This is a genomic window from Mucilaginibacter sp. (genome assembly GCF_035492695.1).
Lineage (GTDB): Bacteria > Bacteroidota > Bacteroidia > Sphingobacteriales > Sphingobacteriaceae > Mucilaginibacter.
The window spans coordinates 233,837-253,385 of sequence record NZ_DATJJC010000026.1 but is presented as its reverse complement, the minus strand read 5'-3'; the positions used below and the strand labels follow the sequence as shown (position 1 = coordinate 253,385).

The window sequence follows — 19,549 nt, the reverse complement described above, 5'->3', positions numbered from 1 at the left end:
GAAAAGGATAATCCAACCCTCTTTGCGCCTACGGCGGAAAGAGGGTTGGCAAGTGAAACGATGCCGGGGTGAGTCAACGATACGCGAACAAAATGACCCTCCGTCAACCCAACCAAACACCGCAGTTAAATTTCCTGCTTATCTTTGCCGCCATGCCGGCAGAAATATATTACCCGTTTCAAAATTTCAACTTCAGTAATCGCAACTGCTTTCTTAGCGGGAGGCCGTTGATTTCGGAAGAGGAAAAGATACAGGTTTTCCCGGCGTGGCTGATGAGCAGCCATAACCTGGCCGACCAATCTTTCAAAATGCTGGACGAAAGTATTTCGACCTATAAGGACCTGAAATTACCCTGTTCGGCCGAGATAAATGAACAATACCTGGAACCGCTTGAGGCAGAAATAGCAACGGCAGTAAACGCAGGTTACGAGGGTGTGAAAGCGCTGGATGAGTTAAAGCTTTTCCAGTGGGCGGGCAAGATATTGTATGGTATAGTTTTTAACGAGATACAGGCGGGTATCAAACAGCAACACGCCAGCGGGCAGGAGTTTAACATTTCGCAATCGCTTATCCATAAATTCAGCAACCTGCACCTGATGCTGCAAAGCATTTACCTGCCGGTGGTGTTTGAGGATTTTAAACCTTTCAGCCTGTTCCTGTTCAGGGTTGATAATGAAAATAATGACTTTGTTTACCGGGACGAGATCAATACGCTTACTTTTTCTATCCGGATGAAGGATTTCGGATTGATCATTTGTTTGCAGGATAACGGCGCCAACCGAAATTATCACCGCGAGGTTTTAGAGAAGATAGCCGGTCAAACGCTGCACCCTATCCAGTTCGAAGAATTTAACGCACGGGTATTTTATTCGGCTTACCTGTTTAACCGCCTGCCGGAGTATAATATTTTGCCTGTTGGCAACGAGACCTACATCGAGGCTATGCCCCTGCGCGGTATGAGCAGCAAGCCAACATTCGATTTCTGGCAAAATAAAACCTACGGGCAGGTGCTCGAAAACTTCTGGAAAAAGTGGGGCTTGCTGCTTTTCGAGATCATCAAAGACCCGGAGAATCCCATGAGTTTTTTACTGGATGCTGACGGTAATCCGATCAGTGCAGCAGTGATTGAACTTTCAAGGTAATTTGATGTATAAAATCTACGGCAACATGGGGCCTCATGACTATGGTGATCATAATGCCGCTTAAGGCGCCGAACAAGTGTGCATCGTGATTGATATTGCCCAATTGCCTTTTGGAAGCGTAGGAGCAATAAAACAAGTATAACGCGCCGAACACTACTGCAGGAATATCAACGCCAGGCAGAAATACAAAACCCATGCCTGCCAGCGGATCGAACAAAATATAGCTGAATATCACTGCACTTATAGCTCCCGAAGCACCAAGACTGCGGTAGTTATAACTATCCTTATACCGCACTACTGTAGGCAGATCGCTCAACACCAGGCTTAATCCATATAGCAGCCCAAATTGCCAATGCCCCAAAATACCCTCGAGCGTAAAAGCAAAAAAATAAAAGCTGAACATGTTGAAGAACAGGTGCATCAAATCGGCATGGATAAAGCCGCTGGTGATAAGGGTATGCAGGTTTTTGCCGTGATAAACCGAGGCCGGGTGAAGAATAAAATTCTCATACACCCAATCGCTTGAAAATGCGATAAAGCTGATGGCTAAGGTAAGGGCGAAAATAACGCACGCTACGGGAGCGTCGTGTAGCAATTGGGTTAAGTCCATTTATTGTAAGTCGAGTTTTGTATCGGTAAGCAGCCTGCCAACCGGGTACCGAAGATAGGTTTTTTCGAAATACGGCGAGTTACGGTAAACAAAGTTTAATTGTGCCCGCGCGCTGTTGGCCAGTTGCGGGTTCTTCGCCTTTTCATCGTCCAGTTTTTTTCGTAATTCCGGGTCCTTTTTCAGCAGGTCGGCGGCATCGTCCTCGAAAACGTAGTCCGAATAACCCTCCTTTTGCCCCAGTACGGAATCAAAAAAGTTCCACGCAAAAAATGAATCGACACCCTGCGGCTCCAGCGTTTCGACAATGTACCGGTTCAAGGCCTGGTTAACGTAAACCACGTAATCGCCGGCATAAAATTTCACTTTCATATCGGTTGGGGCCAGCTTCACATTGCTGTGCAGGTAGTGGCCCTCGTACGGGCGCTGCGGTGTTTTGTAATCGGCTATATAGTACATCTGCAGGTTTAGCGTGGTATCGCGCGAAAGCCTGCGCATAGCGATATTATTGAGCTTGAACAATTCAATTACTTTCCCCCATGCCTGCGGGATGATATAAGCTACCGGCTTATCGGCAAATACCGTTGCCTTATAGTTGTCGTAATATTTAATGGTTTTGGTGAAGGGCTTACTGCGGTCGTAGTATAAGCGCGGCAGGCCGCTAACCACGCTGGCCTTGTGCCCGGCTTCAAAACCTTTAAAAGTTAAGGTATCCCAATGCGCCTCATCCAGTTCCCAATCAAGTGCGAAGGTGGTTTGGGCTTTTACCTGTTCATCGGCTTTATGTTTTAACTCGCCTATCAGTTGGTGGTCGCGTTCGCAAATATCGATAAGATGCTGCATAAAATCGTAGGTGGAGTAAACGCGCTTGTCAAATGGTTTAAGCATGTGCGTTTCGGTAATGTAGCTGATGATATTGTGCTGTGCCGTATAGCCCGTGCCAAAGCGTGGCGTTTCGAGGAACGCAACGATGCCCGAATCGGGCGTGCCTTTTATTTCTTCCACATAAGGCGTCATTTCGTAACCGCTTTTGGCCATGCGTTTATAGAGTTCGGGCGAAAGCGTTTTTGAGGTGTATTCTGCCAGTATCGGGTTTTGCTTATCTTTTTGCGTTTCTATCAGCGTCATTACGTACTGGTAGTCGGCCCCGTCGCTGGTATGGTTATCCAGGAAAACCTCGGGCTGCCAGGTGTTCAGTATTTTTTCAAATGCCAGTGCGTTTTTGCTATCGGCTTTAATAAAATCGCGGTTCAGGTCGAGGTTGCGGTAATTGCCCCGGAAGCCATAAGCGCGCGGGCCGTTCTGGTTGATACGTGATACCCCGCGGTTCAAACAGCCGCCGATATTATAAACTTCTATAAAGCAAAGCACCACGTCTTTTGGCAGCTTATTATTTTTCAGCAGATCGCGCGTCAACATCATCGTTGCGTCGATGCCTTCCGGTTCGCCGGGGTGTATGCCGTTGTTGATGAGTACTACCCTTTTGTTTTGCCTTTTGATAAGCGCCGGGTCGAACACCTTATCGCGCGAGAGCACCACCAGCGTCAGTGGTTTGCCCACATCGGTAGTGCCATAATTGATCAGCTTCATCTGCGGATGCAGTTTGGCCAATTGCTGGTAATAGGTGGTTATCTCGGCATAAGTAGCCGTATAGTTTTTATCGGTGCTTTTTTCGAAAGGGGTTAGCTGGGCCTGTGCGTTGGAAAATAAAAAGCAGGCCAGCAAAACTGCAAGGAATGGTTTCATTGAGAAGAATTTTAACAAATATAGGTTTGGGGGCGAATTATGAAAGTTTGTAAGGTAAATTATACATATTACCTTTTACCCACTCTGTCGGCATAGCCGACATCTCTCCCTAAATTTAGGGAGAGAGTTTATAAGTTGGGTACAAACCCCTCCCCTGGAATCAGGGGACGCCGGGTGGGGTAAGACCGCGTTCTATTACCCACTCTGTCTCGCTGCTTACCACCAGATCGACATCTCGCCCTAAATTTAGGGAGAGAGTTTTTAGAATTATAGGGCTTACCCCTAAACTCACTTTTCCACAGCTTGTATTGCATTTGTTTTTATAGCTAAATTGCTTTCTTAAATATATATTGTGAAGAAAGAAGTAATCGTAGAACTGTTTGGCAAGTTTGAACAGGCATGTCATATTTATAACGGTATAGAATGCTGGAGCGCCCGGGAATTGCAAGAAATATTAGGATATTCAAAATGGACCAACTTTCTAAATGTAATTGATAAGGCTAAAAAAGCATGTGAAAATGCCGACTCTAACGTTTCAGACCATTTTGCCGATGTCGGTAAAATGGTTGTTGTTGGAAGTGGGGCTCAAAGAGAAGTTGAAGATATCGCATTAACGCGATATGCTTGTTATCTTATCGCTCAAAACGGAGACCCTGCAAAACCCCCAATAGCGTTTGCGTAAACTTACTTTGCTGTACAAACCCGCAAGCAGGAGATCATCGAACAACGTTTGCTGGATGTGGACCGCATTACTGCCCGTGAGAAACTGACGAAATCAGAAAAAACGCTTTCAGGTATTTTATATGAACGGGGTGTCGATAGCGCCGGTTTTGCCCTAATCCGTTCCAAAGGCGATCAGGCTTTATTTGGGGGGTTCAGCACAAATGATATAAAAAAGAAGCTAGGCGTTCCTGCCTCAAAGCCCTTAGCAGATTTTCTGCCTACGCTGACGATCAAAGCTAAGGATTTCGCTAACGAACTAACAAGTCATAACGTTATTGAGAAGGACTTGAACAGGCAAAATCAAATATCACAAGAGCATATTGATAATAACAAGGCGGTAAGGGATATTTTACTTCAACGCGGCGTAAAACCCGAAGCACTTCCACCTGCTGAGGATGTAAAAAAACTGGAAAGACGTTTGGAAAGTGATGAAAAGAAAGCCGCAAAGGGTTCAAAAAATAACAACCTATAACGATGCTATCTCCTCCTGCACCTTCTTCGGCAGACTTTTAAATACCAAATCGTAAGAGTGGTCAATCATGTCGCAAAGCTGTTTACGGGTGAGGCTGCCGTCGGAGCGGACGGTGTTCCAATGCCTTTTGTTCATATGGTAGCCGGGCCGTACTTCGGCGTGGCGTTCGCGCAGTTCTACGGCCAGCTCAGGGTCGCATTTAACATTGAAATGGGTGGGATCGGAAATGCTGGTAAGCAGGAACAGTTTTTCGCCCACTTTAAAAACTAAAGTATCCTCGCCGAAGGGCAGGCCCTCCGTTACGCCGGGTTTGGCCAGGCAATAATCGCGGATATCTTCTATGTTCAAGGGAAACGCCTGATCAATTTGTTGTACGAGGTGATGTTACCGAAGTTGAATTTGACGCCGATAACGATCTGCCTGTATTGGTTCGTCGCGTTGTTCTTAAACTTGTTGGATGGGTCGTCGTAGCCGTCAAGGCCCTCTCCGAACACGAGGTTGTGTACATAGCCGAGATCGATGGCCATATAAGGTTCAGAATACTCATTATAGATCTTGAATTCGTAACCGAATCTTAATGGAACCGTAAGGTTTATGCTGTTGTCTTTACCGGGGAACACATAATCGAGTGAGCCGTTTTCGGGAATAACATTTTTGCGCTGTACCGTATTGCTGTTGAATACGATACCACCACCGCTGCCGAAATAAAAGTTTTTTACAATGTTGAGGAAGTCGTTTTGCGAATAATCGATCACTTCGCCCAACTGAAAGTCAGCATGAAGAACGAATGCTTCAAAGTGGTTGGTGAACATACGACCGTACCGGTCAAGATTTGGGGTAAGGCCACCGCCGGATAAAGTACCGAATTGCAACTCTGCTGTTACCGGGATGTATGGGCTGTAATTGTAAATAAAATTTATGTTTGCCACTACATGTTCATCCTGCCTGGCAATATTGGTGTAGCCCCGCGCAGCACTAATATCGAGCCCGATACCAAATTCCTTGTAGTTGTAACCCATTTGTGCTTTTGCCAGCACGACAGAAAACAAAAAAACGAAAAGTAAAATGAGTTTTTTCAATGCTTAATTTTATTCAATATTGTACCATTGTTTTTGAAACGGCCCAATTACAGTTTGTCAAAAATATAATTTATCCCGATATAAACGCTATATAATGGAACTAAATTCCCCGTTAAATTTTACAGTTACTGATCGATTTTTACGTTATGTAACCATCGATACGCAATCCGACCCAAATTCTGAGACCATTCCGTCTACCGAAAAGCAAAAGGACCTGGGCCGAGCGCTTGTAAACGAATTAATTGCAATAGGGTTACATGACGCCCACCTGGAGGAGTACGGTTATGTTTACGCCACCGTCCCGGCTAACAGCGAAAAAGGCGATATCCCGGTGATCTGTTTTTGCTCGCACATGGATACCGCACCCGATTGCAGCGGCACGGGGGTTAAGCCCGTCATCCATAAAAATTACCAGGGGCAGGACATTATTTTGCCCGATGATAACTCGCAGATTATCAGGCTGCACGATCATCCTGAACTTAAAAGCCAGTTAGGTAATGATATAATAACCGCCAGCGGGTTAACCCTGCTTGGTGCGGATAATAAGGCGGGCGTGGCTGAAATTATGGATGCCTGCTACCAGTTAATAAATCACCCCGAAATTAAACACGGGAAGATCAGGATATTATTTACACCGGATGAAGAAATTGGTCGCGGGGTGGATAAAGTGGATATCGAAAAATTAGGTGCATACGCAGGTTACACGATGGACGGCGAAAGTGCCGGAAATATGGAGAACGAAACATTTTCGGCTGATGGCGCAAAGCTGATCATCAATGGGATAAGCGTGCATCCGGGTTTTGCCAAAGGGAAAATGCAGAGCGCTATTAAAATTGCCGGGCAGATCATCGCAGCGCTGCCGCACGATCTGTCGCCCGAGCACACGGAAGGCAAACAAGGCTTTGTGCACCCGATAAGCATTAGCGGGCATATTGAGACGGCCGAGATCGAATTTATTATACGCGATTTTGAGGACGAGAAACTGGCACAACATGCCGAAGTGATACGCGAAACCGCTGAAGCGGCATTGGCCCGGTTCCCGGGTTGCAGCTATAACCTGGAGGTGAAGCCGCAATACCGCAACATGAAGAAAATGCTTGACCAGCACCCGGAGATAGTGGAATATGGTATGGAAGCTATAAAACGCGCAGGCTTAGAGGCTCGCCTGTGCAGCATACGCGGCGGGACGGATGGATCAAGGTTATCGTTTATGGGTTTGCCCTGCCCCAACATTTTCGCGGGTGAGCATGCTTTTCACAGCAAACACGAATGGGTTTCGGTACAGGATATGCAAAAAGCCGTGGAAACGATATTGCATTTATGTATGATTTGGGAGGAAAGGGCGTAATAGTCCGCGTAAGTCCGAAAGTTCGCGTAAGTCCGGAAGAGGGAACTGCAAAGTTTTTTCTTTTCGGATTGGCGTTTTCTTGAACTCAATGTATGGGGTCTCTGCCTTTAAGATTAAATGGTGTTGAATGAATTCCGCGTTTTGACTCTCAATATTTAACCACAATACCACACTGTACAATAAAAAAAATGATAGGGAAGAGTTTGAAACACACAAAAGCCCAATTTTTGGCGAAAAAGTCTTTAATACTATCATTTACCCTGTTTCGGGGATTGTAAAGCCGTTTGAGCGAACGCTTGGCCAAAAAATAAATAATAGCGATATATAACAGCATTGCGATAGCTGGAAAGAATTTCTCCGCCGGCATCAAAGAATAAATTTTGAATAAACCTGAATGTAGTATAACTATCACAGCAAACAGAATGCTATAATATAATAATAAAGGCCGCGTGACTTTCCCGGTTTTGTGTAATATGGAATAAAGTATGAAATCGGAACAGCCAAAAAAAAGGATATAAAATATCTTGAGAAGTATTGTCACGTGAAATAGTTTAGATTCTTAGATCCAATATAACCGTTATTTCTCCACCAACAAATTATCCGTCAACTTCTCAAACTCAGCCACAAATTCGGTGTAGTTAATCCAATATTGCAACAACGATGTTTTTCGAAGCAATTTGCCTTACTTTAGCATTTATTATAACACCCTTATCATAAGAATCCAATTGCCTTCTCGTGATGGGTGATTTAATATTTAATTTGCTGTATTCAATTGAATTCAAGATATAGAAAATATCCCCTTGATCATCTTTCAACTTGAAAAGCCAATCACTATCGTTTAAAAAATGGCAGTCTGAAATTTCCAACTTCATTTTTAAAGCGTTTATTTCTCCGCCAGCAAATTATCCGTCAATTTCTCAAACTCCGCTACGAACTCGGTGTAATATTTGCCAGTTCCCGGGCCGCTGAAACCGGTGTGTATCTTGCTTACGTTGCCTTTTTTATCGATGATGATGGTGGTGGGGAAACCTTTGTAATTTTCCAGCGCAGGCAAGCTTTTCAGCGGGTCGCCTTTAGCGGGGGTGTAACCGGTGATGAGCAAGGTATATGGTATGTTGAAGCGGTTCTTCAGTTGCGTTAAGGTAGTTTTTGATTTATTGAAATCGGTGGTGCGTTCGTAAGCCAGGCCGATGATCTCGACGCCTTTTGGATGATACTTTTTATAATAACCGCCGTTTACCAGGAAATTGGTCTCATCCATACAATTCGGGCACCACGAGCCCATCATCTGGATGATCACTACTTTATTTTTGTATTTAGGATCGGTTAAGGATACTTTTTTGCCATTCAGATCGGGGAACGTAAAGGCTATCTTTTTCAATCCCGGCTTTAATTTGGTTAGCGAATAAGCGTCAGGCAGAGCGGCCTTGGGGTTGCGGTAGGCCGTCCATTTTTCCGCATCGTCGTAGCCGTCATAATACGCGCCGTTCACGATGGTTTTATTGTCCTTTATATCAGCGGTAAATAAAAAGGCGTGGCCGCCATCGAATGTTGACAGGTGGAGTTTGTTACCGTCGACGGTACCTTCCAAGTAACGATAATCGCCGGTGGTGGTCAGAAATGTGCCCGTAAGCTTGGAACCCGTTTGCTGAAATTCGCCTACCGTGGTATCCGGTTTGCCTTTTTCGTTGACGAAAATAGAACTCCATAATCCGGTAATATTGAATTTTGCCGGAGTTGGATTATTTACAAAACGCCAGTTAATACCGGGCACAGCGTCAAAATCCATCACCATATCGTGATCGGCGTAGTGCTTTATCCACTGCCCTTTCAGGCCGTCCTTATTTTGTTTCAGCTTAAATTCGGAATTGAACAAGGGCATGTGGACGAACACAGAATCGCCCTTTTGTTTGATGTCGGTCACCGCAAAACGTTCGGCGCCGTTATGGATAAACAGTTCCTGGTGTTTAGCCGTAACATCTTTCACATCAAAATTGAACGGAAGTAAATTGCCCGATTTAGTTTTAAGCTCGCCGCGCCAGATACCGGCTTTCAAATTACTTTGGGCAGAACTTATATGGACAAGACAGATGAGGGGTATTATGGACAGCAAATGTTTTATACGCATCAGGATAGTCTATTAAATTGATATACTTTTATCAAAGTAAACGAAAACTATCCGATTTATTTTAACACCTCCCTCGAAATGACAATTCGTTGAATTTCCGAAGTACCCTCGTATATCTGGGTGATCTTGGCATCACGCATCAGACGCTCTACATGGTATTCCTTCACAAAGCCATATCCGCCATGTATCTGCACTGCTTCAATCGTAGTTCGCATGGCAACTTCGGACGCATATAACTTGGCCATGGAGCTGGCTTGTGCATAGGGCTGGTCATGATCTTTCAGCCAGGCAGCTTTCAGGCATAGTAAACGTGCGGCTTCAATCTGCGTTGCCATGTCGGCCAGTTTGAATTGGATAGCCTGCAAATCAGAGATGGTTTTGCCGAATGCCTTGCGTTGCTTGGAATATTCAAGGGCCAGTTCATAAGCACCGGAGGCTATACCCAGCGCTTGGGCAGCAATGCCGATACGGCCGCCTTCCAATGTTTTCATGGCAAATTTAAAGCCGAAGCCATCTTCACCTATGCGGTTTTCCTTCGGGACTTTTACGTCGGTAAACATCAGCGAATGCGTATCCGAACCCCGTATACCTAATTTATTTTCTTTAGGCCCTACGGTGAAGCCCGGCATCCCTTTTTCAACAATAAGGGCATTTATGCCGTGGTGTTTTTTTGAAGGATCGGTTTGGGCTATGACCAGGTAGGTTGATGCTGTGCCGCCGTTCGTTATCCAGTTTTTTGTACCATTAAGCAAATAATGGTCGCCCATATCCACTGCGGTAGTATGTTGCGATGTGGCATCCGAGCCGGCTTCCGGTTCCGATAAGCAAAAAGCGCCTATCTTTTGACCGCTTGCCAACGGAACAAGATATTTTTGTTTTTGCTCCTCGCTGCCATATTTCTCCAGACCATAGCAAACCAATGAATTATTTACCGAAACCACTACCGAAGCGGATGCATCGATCTTCGAAAGCTCCTCCATCACCAAAACATAGGATATGGCATCCATGCCGCTGCCGCCATATTCGGTGGGTACCATCATACCCAGGAAACCAAGTTCACCCATTTTTTTAACCTGTTCGGCTGGGAATTTCTGGTGCTCGTCGCGCTCTATAACCCCCGGCTTTAATTCGGTCTGGGCAAAATCGCGCGCTGCCTGGCGGATCATTAACTGTTCTTCGGAAAATTCAAAATGCATATGACGTCTGGAATTGGTAAAGGCAAATCTAATGCTATGCATGCATAGTAAAAAATCTATGCACAAAAAAAAGAGAACCTTTATACAAAGTTCTCTTTCCCCTAATTAATTTAAACTATTGATTAAACCCAAAACAAAGAACAAAAATTACTCAGCTTGGGTGTCTGAGAATTCAAAGTAAAGTTTTTCATAGGTAAATGAAAGCTTATATTTTTTCACAGATGGTTGCAGAGCCACTGATATCATTACAAATGTAAAGCCATGTTGAGTTATAAGCAATGACGAATACGTCAGAATCTATAAATTATTGCTTCAAAATTTTTACGAACGTAGAAATTAGTTTTCTTGATATATTTATTAGATTGCATGATAATAAACCTGATAAACCGAATTATAAAATGTTACTAACTGATTTTGAGTATCTTAACAAATCGGAAGATGCCTTTAAGAAAAAGATCGCGCTGCAGATAAAGAACCTTAGAAGACAGAACCAGGTTACCCAGGAGAAGTTTTACAGCGAGACCAATATTAACATCGCCAGGCTCGAATCGGGCAAAGTTGATATACGGCTGGACACATTAAGGAAGGTTTGCTACTATTTTGACGTATCCTTGTCAGGCTTTTTTCATGGTATTTATTAGCTGATTCCAGTTTTAAGCACAGATATTATTGCTATAATTCCTTTATTTGCTACAATTATTGTCTATTAAACTGAACAATATTCCCTTATTATGGAAAAAAATATCAAAAACAGGACAGTTTGGGCGACGTTCGCCGGAATTCTGCTCTTTTGCTCGTGCAATAACCATCAGCCAGACTATGCGGCCCACGATCCTATTATTAAAAATATTGACACAACGGTTAAGCCCGGCGCTGATTTTTTCCTGTATGCCAATGGTGCCTGGATAAAAAAGAACCCTATTCCGGCAGCGTACGCCTCGTGGGGGATAGGCAATGTGGTGAATGAAGATATCCGCAACCGCCTGAAAAAGATCAACGAAGACGCGCTAAACGCCAATGCCGAAAAAGGCAGCAGTACGCAAAAAATAGGCGACCTGTACCGCAGCGGCATGGATACGGCGGATATCGAAAAACAGGGTCTATCGCCATTGAAGCCGGAGTTGGACAAGATAGATCAAATAAAAGACGTAAAAAGCCTGGTGGATGAATTTGCGCACCTGGCAACCATTGGGGTAAGCACACCTATCGGCGCTTATGTGGGGCAGGACCCAAAGAACAGCGCGAAGATGATGATGCAATTATACCAGGCTGGCATAGGTTTACCTAACCGCGACTACTATTTTAATAAGGACGAACACAGCGTAACTATCCGGACAGATTACCAGCAAAAACATTTACCTGCGGTTTACAAGCTATCCGGCCTGGATGATAAAGCGGCGGTAAATGCAGCGAACAGGATATACGGGCTGGAGCAATTTTTTGCGGACAGTTCGAGAAAGCTGGAGGACCTGCGCGATCCATATAGAAATTACAATAAAATGCCTTTGGCGGGCCTTAGCAAGCTTGCACCCGCTATCGACTGGAAAAGCATGTTTGAGCAGGAAGGCCTTAAAAATGTGGATACGGTTATCGTCGGTCAGCCGGAATATTATCGCGCTGTTAATAAGGCGCTTACTACTTATTCTATTGACGACTGGAAAACTTACCTGCGTAAAAACCTGGTATCGGATTATAGCGCCTATTTAAGCAAGGCGTTCGAAGACGAGGATTTCCGCTTTGGGCGAACCGTATTGTATGGGGTAAAATCGAAACTGCCAAGATGGAAAAGGGTGATCGATGTAGAAAATTCGCTGATGGGCGAAGTGCTGGGTCAATTGTTCGTAAAGGAATATTTCCCCGAAAAAACGAAGGACCGCTATGTGAAACTTGTTGAGGCTATGCGCACCAGCTTTAAGGAACATATAGCAAAACTGGACTGGATGAGCGACGCCACCAAGCAAAAGGCTTACGATAAATTGGCCAAAGTGATGCCGAAAGTGGGTTACCCCGATAAGTGGAAAGATTTTTCGACCATGAATATCAGCAAGCAGCCGTATGTACTGAATGTGATGAATGCCAATAATTTCTGGTTCAGGTTTTATGCCGATAAGCTGGGTAAACCTGTGGACCGTACCGAATGGGGCATTACACCGCAGACGTATAACGCGTATTACAACCCGTCGAACAACGAGATCGTACTGCCTGCGGCGCAGTTTATGATACCGGGCGTAAAGGATGAGGACGTGGATGATGCGGTGGTTTATGGTTATGCGGCTGCTTCGACCATCGGGCATGAGATGACACACGGTTTTGATGACGAGGGTAGGCAGTTTGATGCGGAAGGCAACCTGAAAGAATGGTGGGCGCCGCAGGATTCGGTAAAATTCAGCCAGCGTGCACAAATGCTCATTAACCAGTTTAACGGGTACACCATGTATGGCTTACACATTAACGGCAAGGCTACACAGGGCGAAAATATTGCCGACCTGGGCGGGATAGTGATAGGGCTAGATGCTTTCAAGAAAACAGATCAATATAAACAAGGCAAACTGATCAATGGGCTCACACCGCTGCAGCGCTTTTTCCTGGGTTATTCCTTGGGGTGGCTGGTATCGGTGCGCAAGGAAGCTGAATCGAGCCAGATACTGACCAATGAGCATTCGCCGGCATCGCTAAGGGTAAACGGGCCATTCAGCGATGTACCTGAATTTTATGAGGCCTTCCACATCCAGAAAGGCGACAAAATGTGGCTCGATGCGGATAAGCGGGTGAAGATATGGTAGCCCCGCCTAAATTCTTCCCGTTAGAGAGGACTTAAAAATTTGTAGATACCAGGAGAGACGCCCCGATAAATCGGGGCGTCTCTCCTGTTTTTATTCGGGGTTCGATATTGAACGGAGACGCAAAATTTTGCGTCGCTACTGTTATATTTGCGGCGATGCAAATTATCCACGCGCTGCAGGACTGGTGGCAGCACCAAACATGGCTCGAAATTATTGGTGTAATTACCGGCTTGTTATGTGTTTACCTGGCTGCCCGCAACAATATCTGGAACTGGCCCGTTGCCATCGTCAGCGTTGGCATTTACATTTTTATTTTTATGGATGCCCGGCTGTATGCCGATATGGGTTTGCAGGTGTACTTTTTAGTAATGAACATTTATGGCTGGTATTTCTGGAGCAGGAAACCGGCTGTTGAAGTAAAGACGCCTGTCGTCATGATCACTTCACAACAGGCTATCCTATCTGTGCTGGTTATTGCTGTAATCACACCAGTGCTGGGCTTCCTTTTGATAAAATTTGCACCTATATTGCACTATACCCCTGCTTCCTATCCATATATCGATAGTTTTTGTACTGCATGCAGCGTGGTGGCGCAAGTTTTTATGGCACGCAAGGTTTTGCAAAACTGGCTCATCTGGATATTTGTGGATACGATATACGTTGGCGTGTACATATTCAAACACCTGGATCTGACGGCAGGCATGTACGCCATTTATGTGGGTATCGCGCTGATGGGGTATATCGACTGGAAAAAGGATTATAGAAAGCAACTGGCCTGAAAAATGACAACCTCCGACCTCCGACCTCCGATATCTGATATCAAAAAGATCGCTATCGTCGGCCCTGAATCGACGGGCAAGTCGACCATGTCGGCTTTCCTGGCCGAACATTATCATACCGTTTGGGTGCCGGAATTTGCCCGCGACTACTGCGCTGCACTAACAGCGCCCCCTACCTGGCAGGACGAGATCAATATGTTTTACGGGCAAATAGCCTTGGAAGAAGAATACCTGCCCAAAGCCAATAAAGTGCTTATCTGCGATACGACATTCATCACTGTGAAAATATGGAGCGACTATACCTTTGGCCGCTCGCCGCAGGAAGTGCTGGACGAATTACCCAAACACCCTTATGATCTGTATCTGTTGCTCAGCATCGACCTGCCCTGGGAGGAGGACCCGCTGCGCGATTTCCCTCACATGCGCGAACATTTTATGGAGGTATGGCATAAGGAGTTGAAGGAGCTTGGCGCCAAATATGTTGTCGTCTCCGGTACCGGGCCTGATCGCTATGAAAGCGCGGTGAAGGCGATTGATGGGTTTTTGAATCGTTAAGAGAACAGTTCTCCCGGCTGTCATGCACGCAACGATCCGCTGGCTATAGCACTGAACTTTACTGGTCAAAAAAAGGAATTTGTTAAACCGATGAGATTACCGCGCTCAATTGGCGCGGGGCCTGTTACTTTCCCTTAGACGGGAAGTAACCAAAGATCAAGTCAGCGCTAATGGCTTCTTTGCCCCTCGTCACCCTGCAGGCGTGCACACATGGTTATCCCGCACAAATAATACAGAACCTAAGACCGGAAATCTTCGCCCGGGCTATTTTGCAGCTTCACTACCCTGCATGGCTCTGATTTAATGACTTTGCAGCCGCACCGCCCCTGTATTCTGTTTTATTTTCGGCCGAAGCCCGGAGCGCTGACGGGATGGGGTGAACGTAGAAATTGTGTCCTGTTGGAAGAGCCTGCGGAGATAGAAAGACGCCCGGTCACAATGCCATTGTCTAAATTCCTTGTCGCGATCCGCCCCTTGGATTGTCGTTTTTACACAGCTTAAAATCCTTAAATATCCTTCATCTTCGTATTGTCAATAAATCAAACACACAACATCATGAAAACTTTATTCAAAACACCTGATCTCCTTAAGACAATACTGCTGATCGCGATCGTGGTCATTACCGCATCGCCGTCAAACGGACAACAGAATAAACCAGCCGAGAGCGGTTACGCGCCTGTTAATGGCATTAAAGTTTATTACGAAGTATACGGCGAGGGCAAGCCCCTTGTTTTGCTGCATGGCGCTTTTTATACCATTGAGATGAACTGGGGGCAATTAATCCCTGAACTGTCAAAAACAAGAAAAGTAATTGCGATTGAAATGCAGGGGCATGGGCACACGCCGTTTTCGGACAGAAAATTAGACATTGCGACACTGGCGAGTGACGTGGAAGGAGTAATGAACTATTTAAAAATTGACAGCGCAGATGTCGCAGGATATAGCATGGGTGGCTCCGTAGCTTACCAGTTGGCGGCAAAAAGCCCTAAACGTGTAAGAAGGTTGGTGATCATTTCTTCTACTTATAAAACCAGTGGCTGGCTGCCTGCTATAAACAGCGGGTTTAAAGGTTTTAAGCCCGATTTTTTTGACAATACACCCATTAAAGCGGCATATGACGCTGTAGCGCCTGACAAAACAAAATGGAGAAAGTTCATTGAGCAGATGATCGCTTTTGCCGGGGTGCCCTTTAACGTGGGTGATGCCAATATTGCGAAACTGCCTATGCCGGTATTGATCATCTCGGGCGACAACGACGGTTTGGATAAGGTGGAGCTGATGAAAACGTATCAATTACTGGGGGGCGGCGTATCTGCTGACCTGGGGCCGATGCCAAAATCACATTTAGCGATTGTTCCAGCGCAGGGGCATGTCAGCTTAATGCAGCAGACGAAAATTATATCAGGTTACCTGGAGGATTTTTTAAAATAAGCACAATTGTTAACATCAAAATATCTATAAGCTAATTATAAGCAACCATGAGAAAGATCAGAATTTTTGAACACATCTCGCTGGATGGTGTGATAGAACATGACGGAGATTACACCTATGGCGCCTGGACAATACCGTATAGAAGCCCTGCCGGGGCGACAGCCCTTCTTGAGGCATACGGGCCGAACTTTGACCTGCTGCTTGCCCGGCACACCTACGATATATTCAGTAGTTTTTGGCCGAAGGCCGGAGATTTCCCGATGGCAAATGCCATAAATGCCGCGACGAAATACATAGTAACCCACAGACCCGGCAGCCTGGAATGGGGGCCGGTGCAACACCTGGGCCATGACGCTGCCAAAGCCATTCGCGATCTAAAGTCGACCGACGGCCCCGACCTGATCGTGGTAGGAAGTTCGACGCTAACGTCGTTATTGCTTGACCAGGGATTGGCCGATGAGGTTGTGCTTATTACTTACCCGGTTTTACTCGGCCGGGGTAAACGCATATTATCCGACAGTATAGGCGCCCGGGAACTTGCTTTTGTTGATTCGAAGACAACGCCCACAGGTTTGCTCATTAATACTTACCGCCACGTCGGATCGTTAAAATCCTAACATTTCACCGCCTTATGCAGTTAAGCGGGCGATATCTTTATTTATGTTCGCAGGGTCTCCTCAAAGGGACCCTGCGCGCGTATATATCCCTTAGTGTACCCATTTTCAAAAAAGCGTACGCCGGGTTGCCCCAGTTTTGCCACCGGCTCCATAGGGCGGTACGTTCCCCAACCGTAACTAAATGAACTATTGTTGCCTTTTTTAGGTTTTTTTGGCCTTTTTTGGAATTTCCGCTCAAAAAGCCGGTATAAAGTCGGGATATTGCTTGCCTGTTAATAATCTGGTATACAGCGATTTACTAAAGTAGTGTTCACGAAAATGCTAAAAATGGGGCACTTTTCCCGGTTGTCACACCGTTAACTTTTTGATAATGAGTGACTTGAATTTTTCCTTGTTTGGCAAGCGGCGATGGCGTGAACACTTAGTGTGCTGAGTGGCCAATGGTGAATAGTGAATGATCAGCAGGGGATACAGACGTACGATGTTCCAAAACATAAATTGTTTATATAGATTTAACCTTTCATGCAACGTTCGAAAATACCCTGCGTCATATAACCTGAAAGCTGTAAATTTTGGAATCCGTATACGTTGATAAACACTATAACCTGGTGGTTGAGTGCAAGCAGGGCAGTAAAAAAGCCTGCTTTGAACTTTACCGTTTGTATTCGAAAGCGATGATGAATGTCGCCTTCCGGATAGTTGGGAGTATCGACGAGGCGGAAGATGTTTTACAGGAGGCTTTCCTGGATGCGTTTAACCGTGTGAAGGATTTCAGGCAGGAGACGACATTCGGGCTCTGGCTGAAACAGATCGTGGTGCACCGCTCCATCAATATGCTGCGCAAGCGCAGGCTGGAAATGGTGGAGCTGGGCGATGACCAGCTGGATAACATACCCGATGAGGAGGACAGCGATGACGAAGAGATACAATACAAGGTGGCACAGGTGAAAGAAGCGATGAAGGAACTGCCCGATGGTTACCGGGTAGTATTATCACTTTATCTATTGGAAGGATATGACCACGAAGAAATAGGACAGGTATTAAATATATCCGAAAACACCTCGAGAACGCAGTTTTTGAGGGCAAAACGGAAACTGAACGAAATATTAATTAAGAAAGGAATATCATGAGCAAGCGATTGGAAGATTTTGTGAAGGCTAACAGGGAGGAGTTTGATGACCTTGAGCCGTCGGCTGATCTGTGGAGCAGGATAGAGAAACATTTGCCCGCCGAAGGCGCCGGGCCAAAAAAACGCGAAGCGAGAATGTTTTCGCTCGCATTTGTAATGAAGGTGGCGGCATCCATCATCATCGTGATGGGCATCGGCTTTTTTGTATATGTGCGCAATGAAAAGAAAGCCGGCATCGATTACGCGGCTATAAACCCCACCTACGCCAAACAAAAGGTGCAATATACCTCGATGGTTGAATCGAAGCGCACGGAACTGAAGTCGCTTACGGAGGACGATCCGGAAATGTATAAGGAATTTTCGGCTGAGCTTGCCAAAATGGATTCAACCTATAAAAAGCTCAATGCCGAGCTTGCCAACAGCCCTAACCGTGAATTGGTGCTGCAGGCCATGATCAGGAATTTACAGGCCCAAACCGAAGTGCTTAACCAGCAGCTTAATGTGATACAGCATTACAACCAGATGAAGAAAGATCAAGAAAATGAAAATAAAAGCATATAAATCCGCCCTTATACTGATAGCCCTGCTGGCTTGCGGCGGGCTGGCGCTTGCACAGGATACTGCGGCAACGGCCGGAAAGAGCGACCGCGATTATAATGACAAGGCAGATAACCTGATCGACCTGAACCTGAACGTCAATTTAAAGCATCTGGACCTGGCGATGGAGAAACTGGACAGAACGCTGAATAAAAGCCTCGGTAAACTGAATATGGATATTCACTCGCTTGTTGCTACCGGGATAACAAGCGCAGTGAGCAGCATCAATGTGGATGTGAATGCAGCGATTGACGAGGAGATGGATCAGGGCAATGTTAGTGAACGGGTAAAAAATTATACCAAAACCTATGCTTTGGATGCCAACGATAAACTGAGGATCGATAATAAGTTTGGAAAAGTTGTGGTAAACACCTGGAACAAAAACGAGGTAAAGGTTGATGTGGAGATACGTGCTTATGCCGACAATGATAATACGGCGCAAAAAATGATAGATGCCATCAATATTTCGGATGATAAAAGCGGCGATGTGGTATCGTTCAGCACCAATTATGGCAGCAGGAGCGGCGGTTCGATATGGGACCTGTTCAATAATCGTAACGACCACCACAAGGCCGAAGTGAATTATACTATTTATATGCCGTCAAAAAACGCGCTGGATATAAATAATCGTTACGGGTCGACCGAATTGCCGGATTTTGAAGGAAGGGTACAAATAGATTGTGCCTACGGCAGTTTTTCGGCTAAATCATTACCACACGCAGATAATCAAATAAAAATGAGGTATGGCAACGCCGAGATCGACGGCCTTTCGTCGGCGGATGTAAGTGTCGGCTATGGCAGCCTGGACATTGGCTCGGTGGATAAGTTAAATTGTGAATTGCGATACACCGGCGACGTGAGAATAGGTAAGTTGAGGAGTTCGGGCAATATTAATGCACATTATGCAGGTAAGATATCTATCGATAACCTCGATAAAAACTTCAGCAGCTTTTCTTACAGTTCGAGCTACTCGGGCCTGAAGATCGGCATAGATAATTCGACCAATGCCAACTTCGATATCACGGTGCGTTATGGCGACTTTAACTACGGCGGCGCGCCGGTTGAAATAACAGAAAAAACCCCATCGGACGATAGCAAAGGATGGAAGCCTACCAAAAACTTTAAGGGCCACATCGGTAAGGGCAATGGCGATAAGATGATCAATATCAGCTCGAGCTATGGCGGGGTAAAGTTTGATTGATAATAATATTTCGCAG

The 19,549-nt window shown here is 45.5% G+C and carries 19 protein-coding genes; 13 read left to right on the top strand and 6 right to left on the bottom strand.

The genetic code is table 11. From position 1 onward, the window contains the following. Positions 1-92 precede the first annotated feature (92 nt). Positions 93-1,142 carry a hypothetical protein gene (locus VL525_RS16235; protein WP_325388089.1) on the top strand — a complete coding sequence of 350 codons (1,050 nt, stop codon included), beginning with the start codon at positions 93-95 and terminating at the stop codon, positions 1,140-1,142. On the opposite strand, the gene VL525_RS16230 is transcribed toward VL525_RS16235, so the two are convergent. Together VL525_RS16230 and VL525_RS16225 are read right to left on the bottom strand one after the other, a co-directional pair. After that, positions 1,111-1,752 (bottom strand): rhomboid family intramembrane serine protease, encoded by a 642-nt coding sequence (locus VL525_RS16230; protein ID WP_325388088.1) that lies wholly within the window; start codon positions 1,750-1,752, stop codon positions 1,111-1,113. The two genes, VL525_RS16235 and VL525_RS16230, sit on opposite strands and share 32 nt — an antisense overlap. Further along, positions 1,753-3,495, bottom strand: a complete 1,743-nt coding sequence (locus tag VL525_RS16225) for a M14 family zinc carboxypeptidase (protein WP_325388087.1) — start codon at positions 3,493-3,495, stop codon at positions 1,753-1,755. 352 nt (positions 3,496-3,847) lie between these two features. Between VL525_RS16225 and VL525_RS16220 the strand changes: the two genes are divergently transcribed. Then, complete coding sequence (locus VL525_RS16220; RefSeq protein ID WP_325388086.1) at positions 3,848-4,177, top strand: BRO family protein; 330 nt, start codon at positions 3,848-3,850, stop codon at positions 4,175-4,177. A 57-nt stretch (positions 4,178-4,234) separates the two neighbouring features. Further along, positions 4,235-4,690 carry a hypothetical protein gene (locus VL525_RS16215; RefSeq protein ID WP_325388085.1) on the top strand — a complete coding sequence of 152 codons (456 nt, stop codon included), beginning with the start codon at positions 4,235-4,237 and terminating at the stop codon, positions 4,688-4,690. Here VL525_RS16215 and VL525_RS16210 read toward each other — a convergent pair. Together VL525_RS16210 and VL525_RS16205 are read right to left on the bottom strand one after the other, a co-directional pair. Next, a complete protein-coding gene (locus VL525_RS16210; protein ID WP_325388084.1) occupies positions 4,685-5,038 on the bottom strand; it encodes an MmcQ/YjbR family DNA-binding protein in 354 nt (117 codons plus the stop codon). The genes VL525_RS16215 and VL525_RS16210 overlap by 6 nt on opposite strands. Next, complete coding sequence (locus tag VL525_RS16205; RefSeq protein ID WP_325388083.1) at positions 5,035-5,769, bottom strand: hypothetical protein; 735 nt, start codon at positions 5,767-5,769, stop codon at positions 5,035-5,037. The genes VL525_RS16210 and VL525_RS16205 overlap by 4 nt, the downstream gene beginning before the upstream one ends. A gap of 94 nt (positions 5,770-5,863) precedes the next feature. Between VL525_RS16205 and pepT the strand changes: the two genes are divergently transcribed. Next, the gene (gene pepT / locus VL525_RS16200) at positions 5,864-7,117 is read left to right on the top strand and encodes a peptidase T (protein WP_325388082.1); all 1,254 of its coding nucleotides are present in this window, start codon (positions 5,864-5,866) and stop codon (positions 7,115-7,117) included. An 883-nt stretch (positions 7,118-8,000) separates the two neighbouring features. Here pepT and VL525_RS16195 read toward each other — a convergent pair. Both VL525_RS16195 and VL525_RS16190 read right to left on the bottom strand, forming a co-directional pair. After that, complete coding sequence (locus VL525_RS16195; protein ID WP_325388081.1) at positions 8,001-9,245, bottom strand: TlpA disulfide reductase family protein; 1,245 nt, start codon at positions 9,243-9,245, stop codon at positions 8,001-8,003. A 56-nt stretch (positions 9,246-9,301) separates the two neighbouring features. After that, complete coding sequence (locus VL525_RS16190) at positions 9,302-10,441, bottom strand: acyl-CoA dehydrogenase (protein ID WP_325388080.1); 1,140 nt, start codon at positions 10,439-10,441, stop codon at positions 9,302-9,304. Positions 10,442-10,839: 398 nt separating this feature from the next. On the opposite strand from VL525_RS16190, the gene VL525_RS16185 reads away from it, so the two are divergent. From VL525_RS16185 to VL525_RS16145, 9 genes are all read left to right on the top strand, one after another. Beyond that, complete coding sequence (locus tag VL525_RS16185) at positions 10,840-11,082, top strand: helix-turn-helix domain-containing protein (RefSeq protein WP_147030058.1); 243 nt, start codon at positions 10,840-10,842, stop codon at positions 11,080-11,082. 90 nt (positions 11,083-11,172) lie between these two features. Next, the gene (locus VL525_RS16180) at positions 11,173-13,224 is read left to right on the top strand and encodes a M13 family metallopeptidase (RefSeq protein ID WP_325388079.1); all 2,052 of its coding nucleotides are present in this window, start codon (positions 11,173-11,175) and stop codon (positions 13,222-13,224) included. A 155-nt stretch (positions 13,225-13,379) separates the two neighbouring features. Beyond that, complete coding sequence (gene pnuC / locus VL525_RS16175; protein WP_325388078.1) at positions 13,380-14,003, top strand: nicotinamide riboside transporter PnuC; 624 nt, start codon at positions 13,380-13,382, stop codon at positions 14,001-14,003. A 3-nt stretch (positions 14,004-14,006) separates the two neighbouring features. Then, positions 14,007-14,558, top strand: coding sequence for an ATP-binding protein (locus VL525_RS16170; protein ID WP_325388077.1), 552 nt, complete (start codon positions 14,007-14,009; stop codon positions 14,556-14,558). Positions 14,559-15,113: 555 nt separating this feature from the next. Then, positions 15,114-15,989 (top strand): alpha/beta hydrolase, encoded by an 876-nt coding sequence (locus VL525_RS16165; RefSeq protein WP_325388076.1) that lies wholly within the window; start codon positions 15,114-15,116, stop codon positions 15,987-15,989. 47 nt (positions 15,990-16,036) lie between these two features. Next, the gene (locus VL525_RS16160) at positions 16,037-16,606 is read left to right on the top strand and encodes a dihydrofolate reductase family protein (RefSeq protein WP_325388075.1); all 570 of its coding nucleotides are present in this window, start codon (positions 16,037-16,039) and stop codon (positions 16,604-16,606) included. 572 nt (positions 16,607-17,178) lie between these two features. Then, positions 17,179-17,736, top strand: a complete 558-nt coding sequence (locus VL525_RS16155) for a sigma-70 family RNA polymerase sigma factor (protein ID WP_325388074.1) — start codon at positions 17,179-17,181, stop codon at positions 17,734-17,736. Next, positions 17,733-18,296, top strand: a complete 564-nt coding sequence (locus tag VL525_RS16150) for a hypothetical protein (protein ID WP_325388073.1) — start codon at positions 17,733-17,735, stop codon at positions 18,294-18,296. The genes VL525_RS16155 and VL525_RS16150 overlap by 4 nt, the downstream gene beginning before the upstream one ends. Then, on the top strand, positions 18,277-19,533 hold the full coding sequence (locus tag VL525_RS16145) for a hypothetical protein (protein WP_325388072.1): 1,257 nt from the start codon (positions 18,277-18,279) through the stop codon (positions 19,531-19,533). Before VL525_RS16150 ends, VL525_RS16145 begins: the two co-directional genes overlap by 20 nt. Positions 19,534-19,549: the final 16 nt, after the last annotated feature.

Coding starts and splice junctions, on each gene's coding strand:
- VL525_RS16160 (WP_325388075.1), top strand. CDS start 16,037: ATGAGAAAGATCAGAATTTTTGAACACATCTCGCTGGATGGTGTGATA.
- VL525_RS16190 (WP_325388080.1), bottom strand. CDS start 10,441: ATGCATTTTGAATTTTCCGAAGAACAGTTAATGATCCGCCAGGCAGCG.
- VL525_RS16235 (WP_325388089.1), top strand. CDS start 93: ATGACCCTCCGTCAACCCAACCAAACACCGCAGTTAAATTTCCTGCTT.
- VL525_RS16230 (WP_325388088.1), bottom strand. CDS start 1,752: ATGGACTTAACCCAATTGCTACACGACGCTCCCGTAGCGTGCGTTATT.
- VL525_RS16185 (WP_147030058.1), top strand. CDS start 10,840: ATGTTACTAACTGATTTTGAGTATCTTAACAAATCGGAAGATGCCTTT.
- VL525_RS16180 (WP_325388079.1), top strand. CDS start 11,173: ATGGAAAAAAATATCAAAAACAGGACAGTTTGGGCGACGTTCGCCGGA.
- VL525_RS16165 (WP_325388076.1), top strand. CDS start 15,114: ATGAAAACTTTATTCAAAACACCTGATCTCCTTAAGACAATACTGCTG.
- VL525_RS16195 (WP_325388081.1), bottom strand. CDS start 9,245: ATGCGTATAAAACATTTGCTGTCCATAATACCCCTCATCTGTCTTGTC.
- VL525_RS16145 (WP_325388072.1), top strand. CDS start 18,277: ATGAAAATAAAAGCATATAAATCCGCCCTTATACTGATAGCCCTGCTG.
- pnuC (WP_325388078.1), top strand. CDS start 13,380: ATGCAAATTATCCACGCGCTGCAGGACTGGTGGCAGCACCAAACATGG.
- VL525_RS16150 (WP_325388073.1), top strand. CDS start 17,733: ATGAGCAAGCGATTGGAAGATTTTGTGAAGGCTAACAGGGAGGAGTTT.
- pepT (WP_325388082.1), top strand. CDS start 5,864: ATGGAACTAAATTCCCCGTTAAATTTTACAGTTACTGATCGATTTTTA.
- VL525_RS16225 (WP_325388087.1), bottom strand. CDS start 3,495: ATGAAACCATTCCTTGCAGTTTTGCTGGCCTGCTTTTTATTTTCCAAC.
- VL525_RS16170 (WP_325388077.1), top strand. CDS start 14,007: ATGACAACCTCCGACCTCCGACCTCCGATATCTGATATCAAAAAGATC.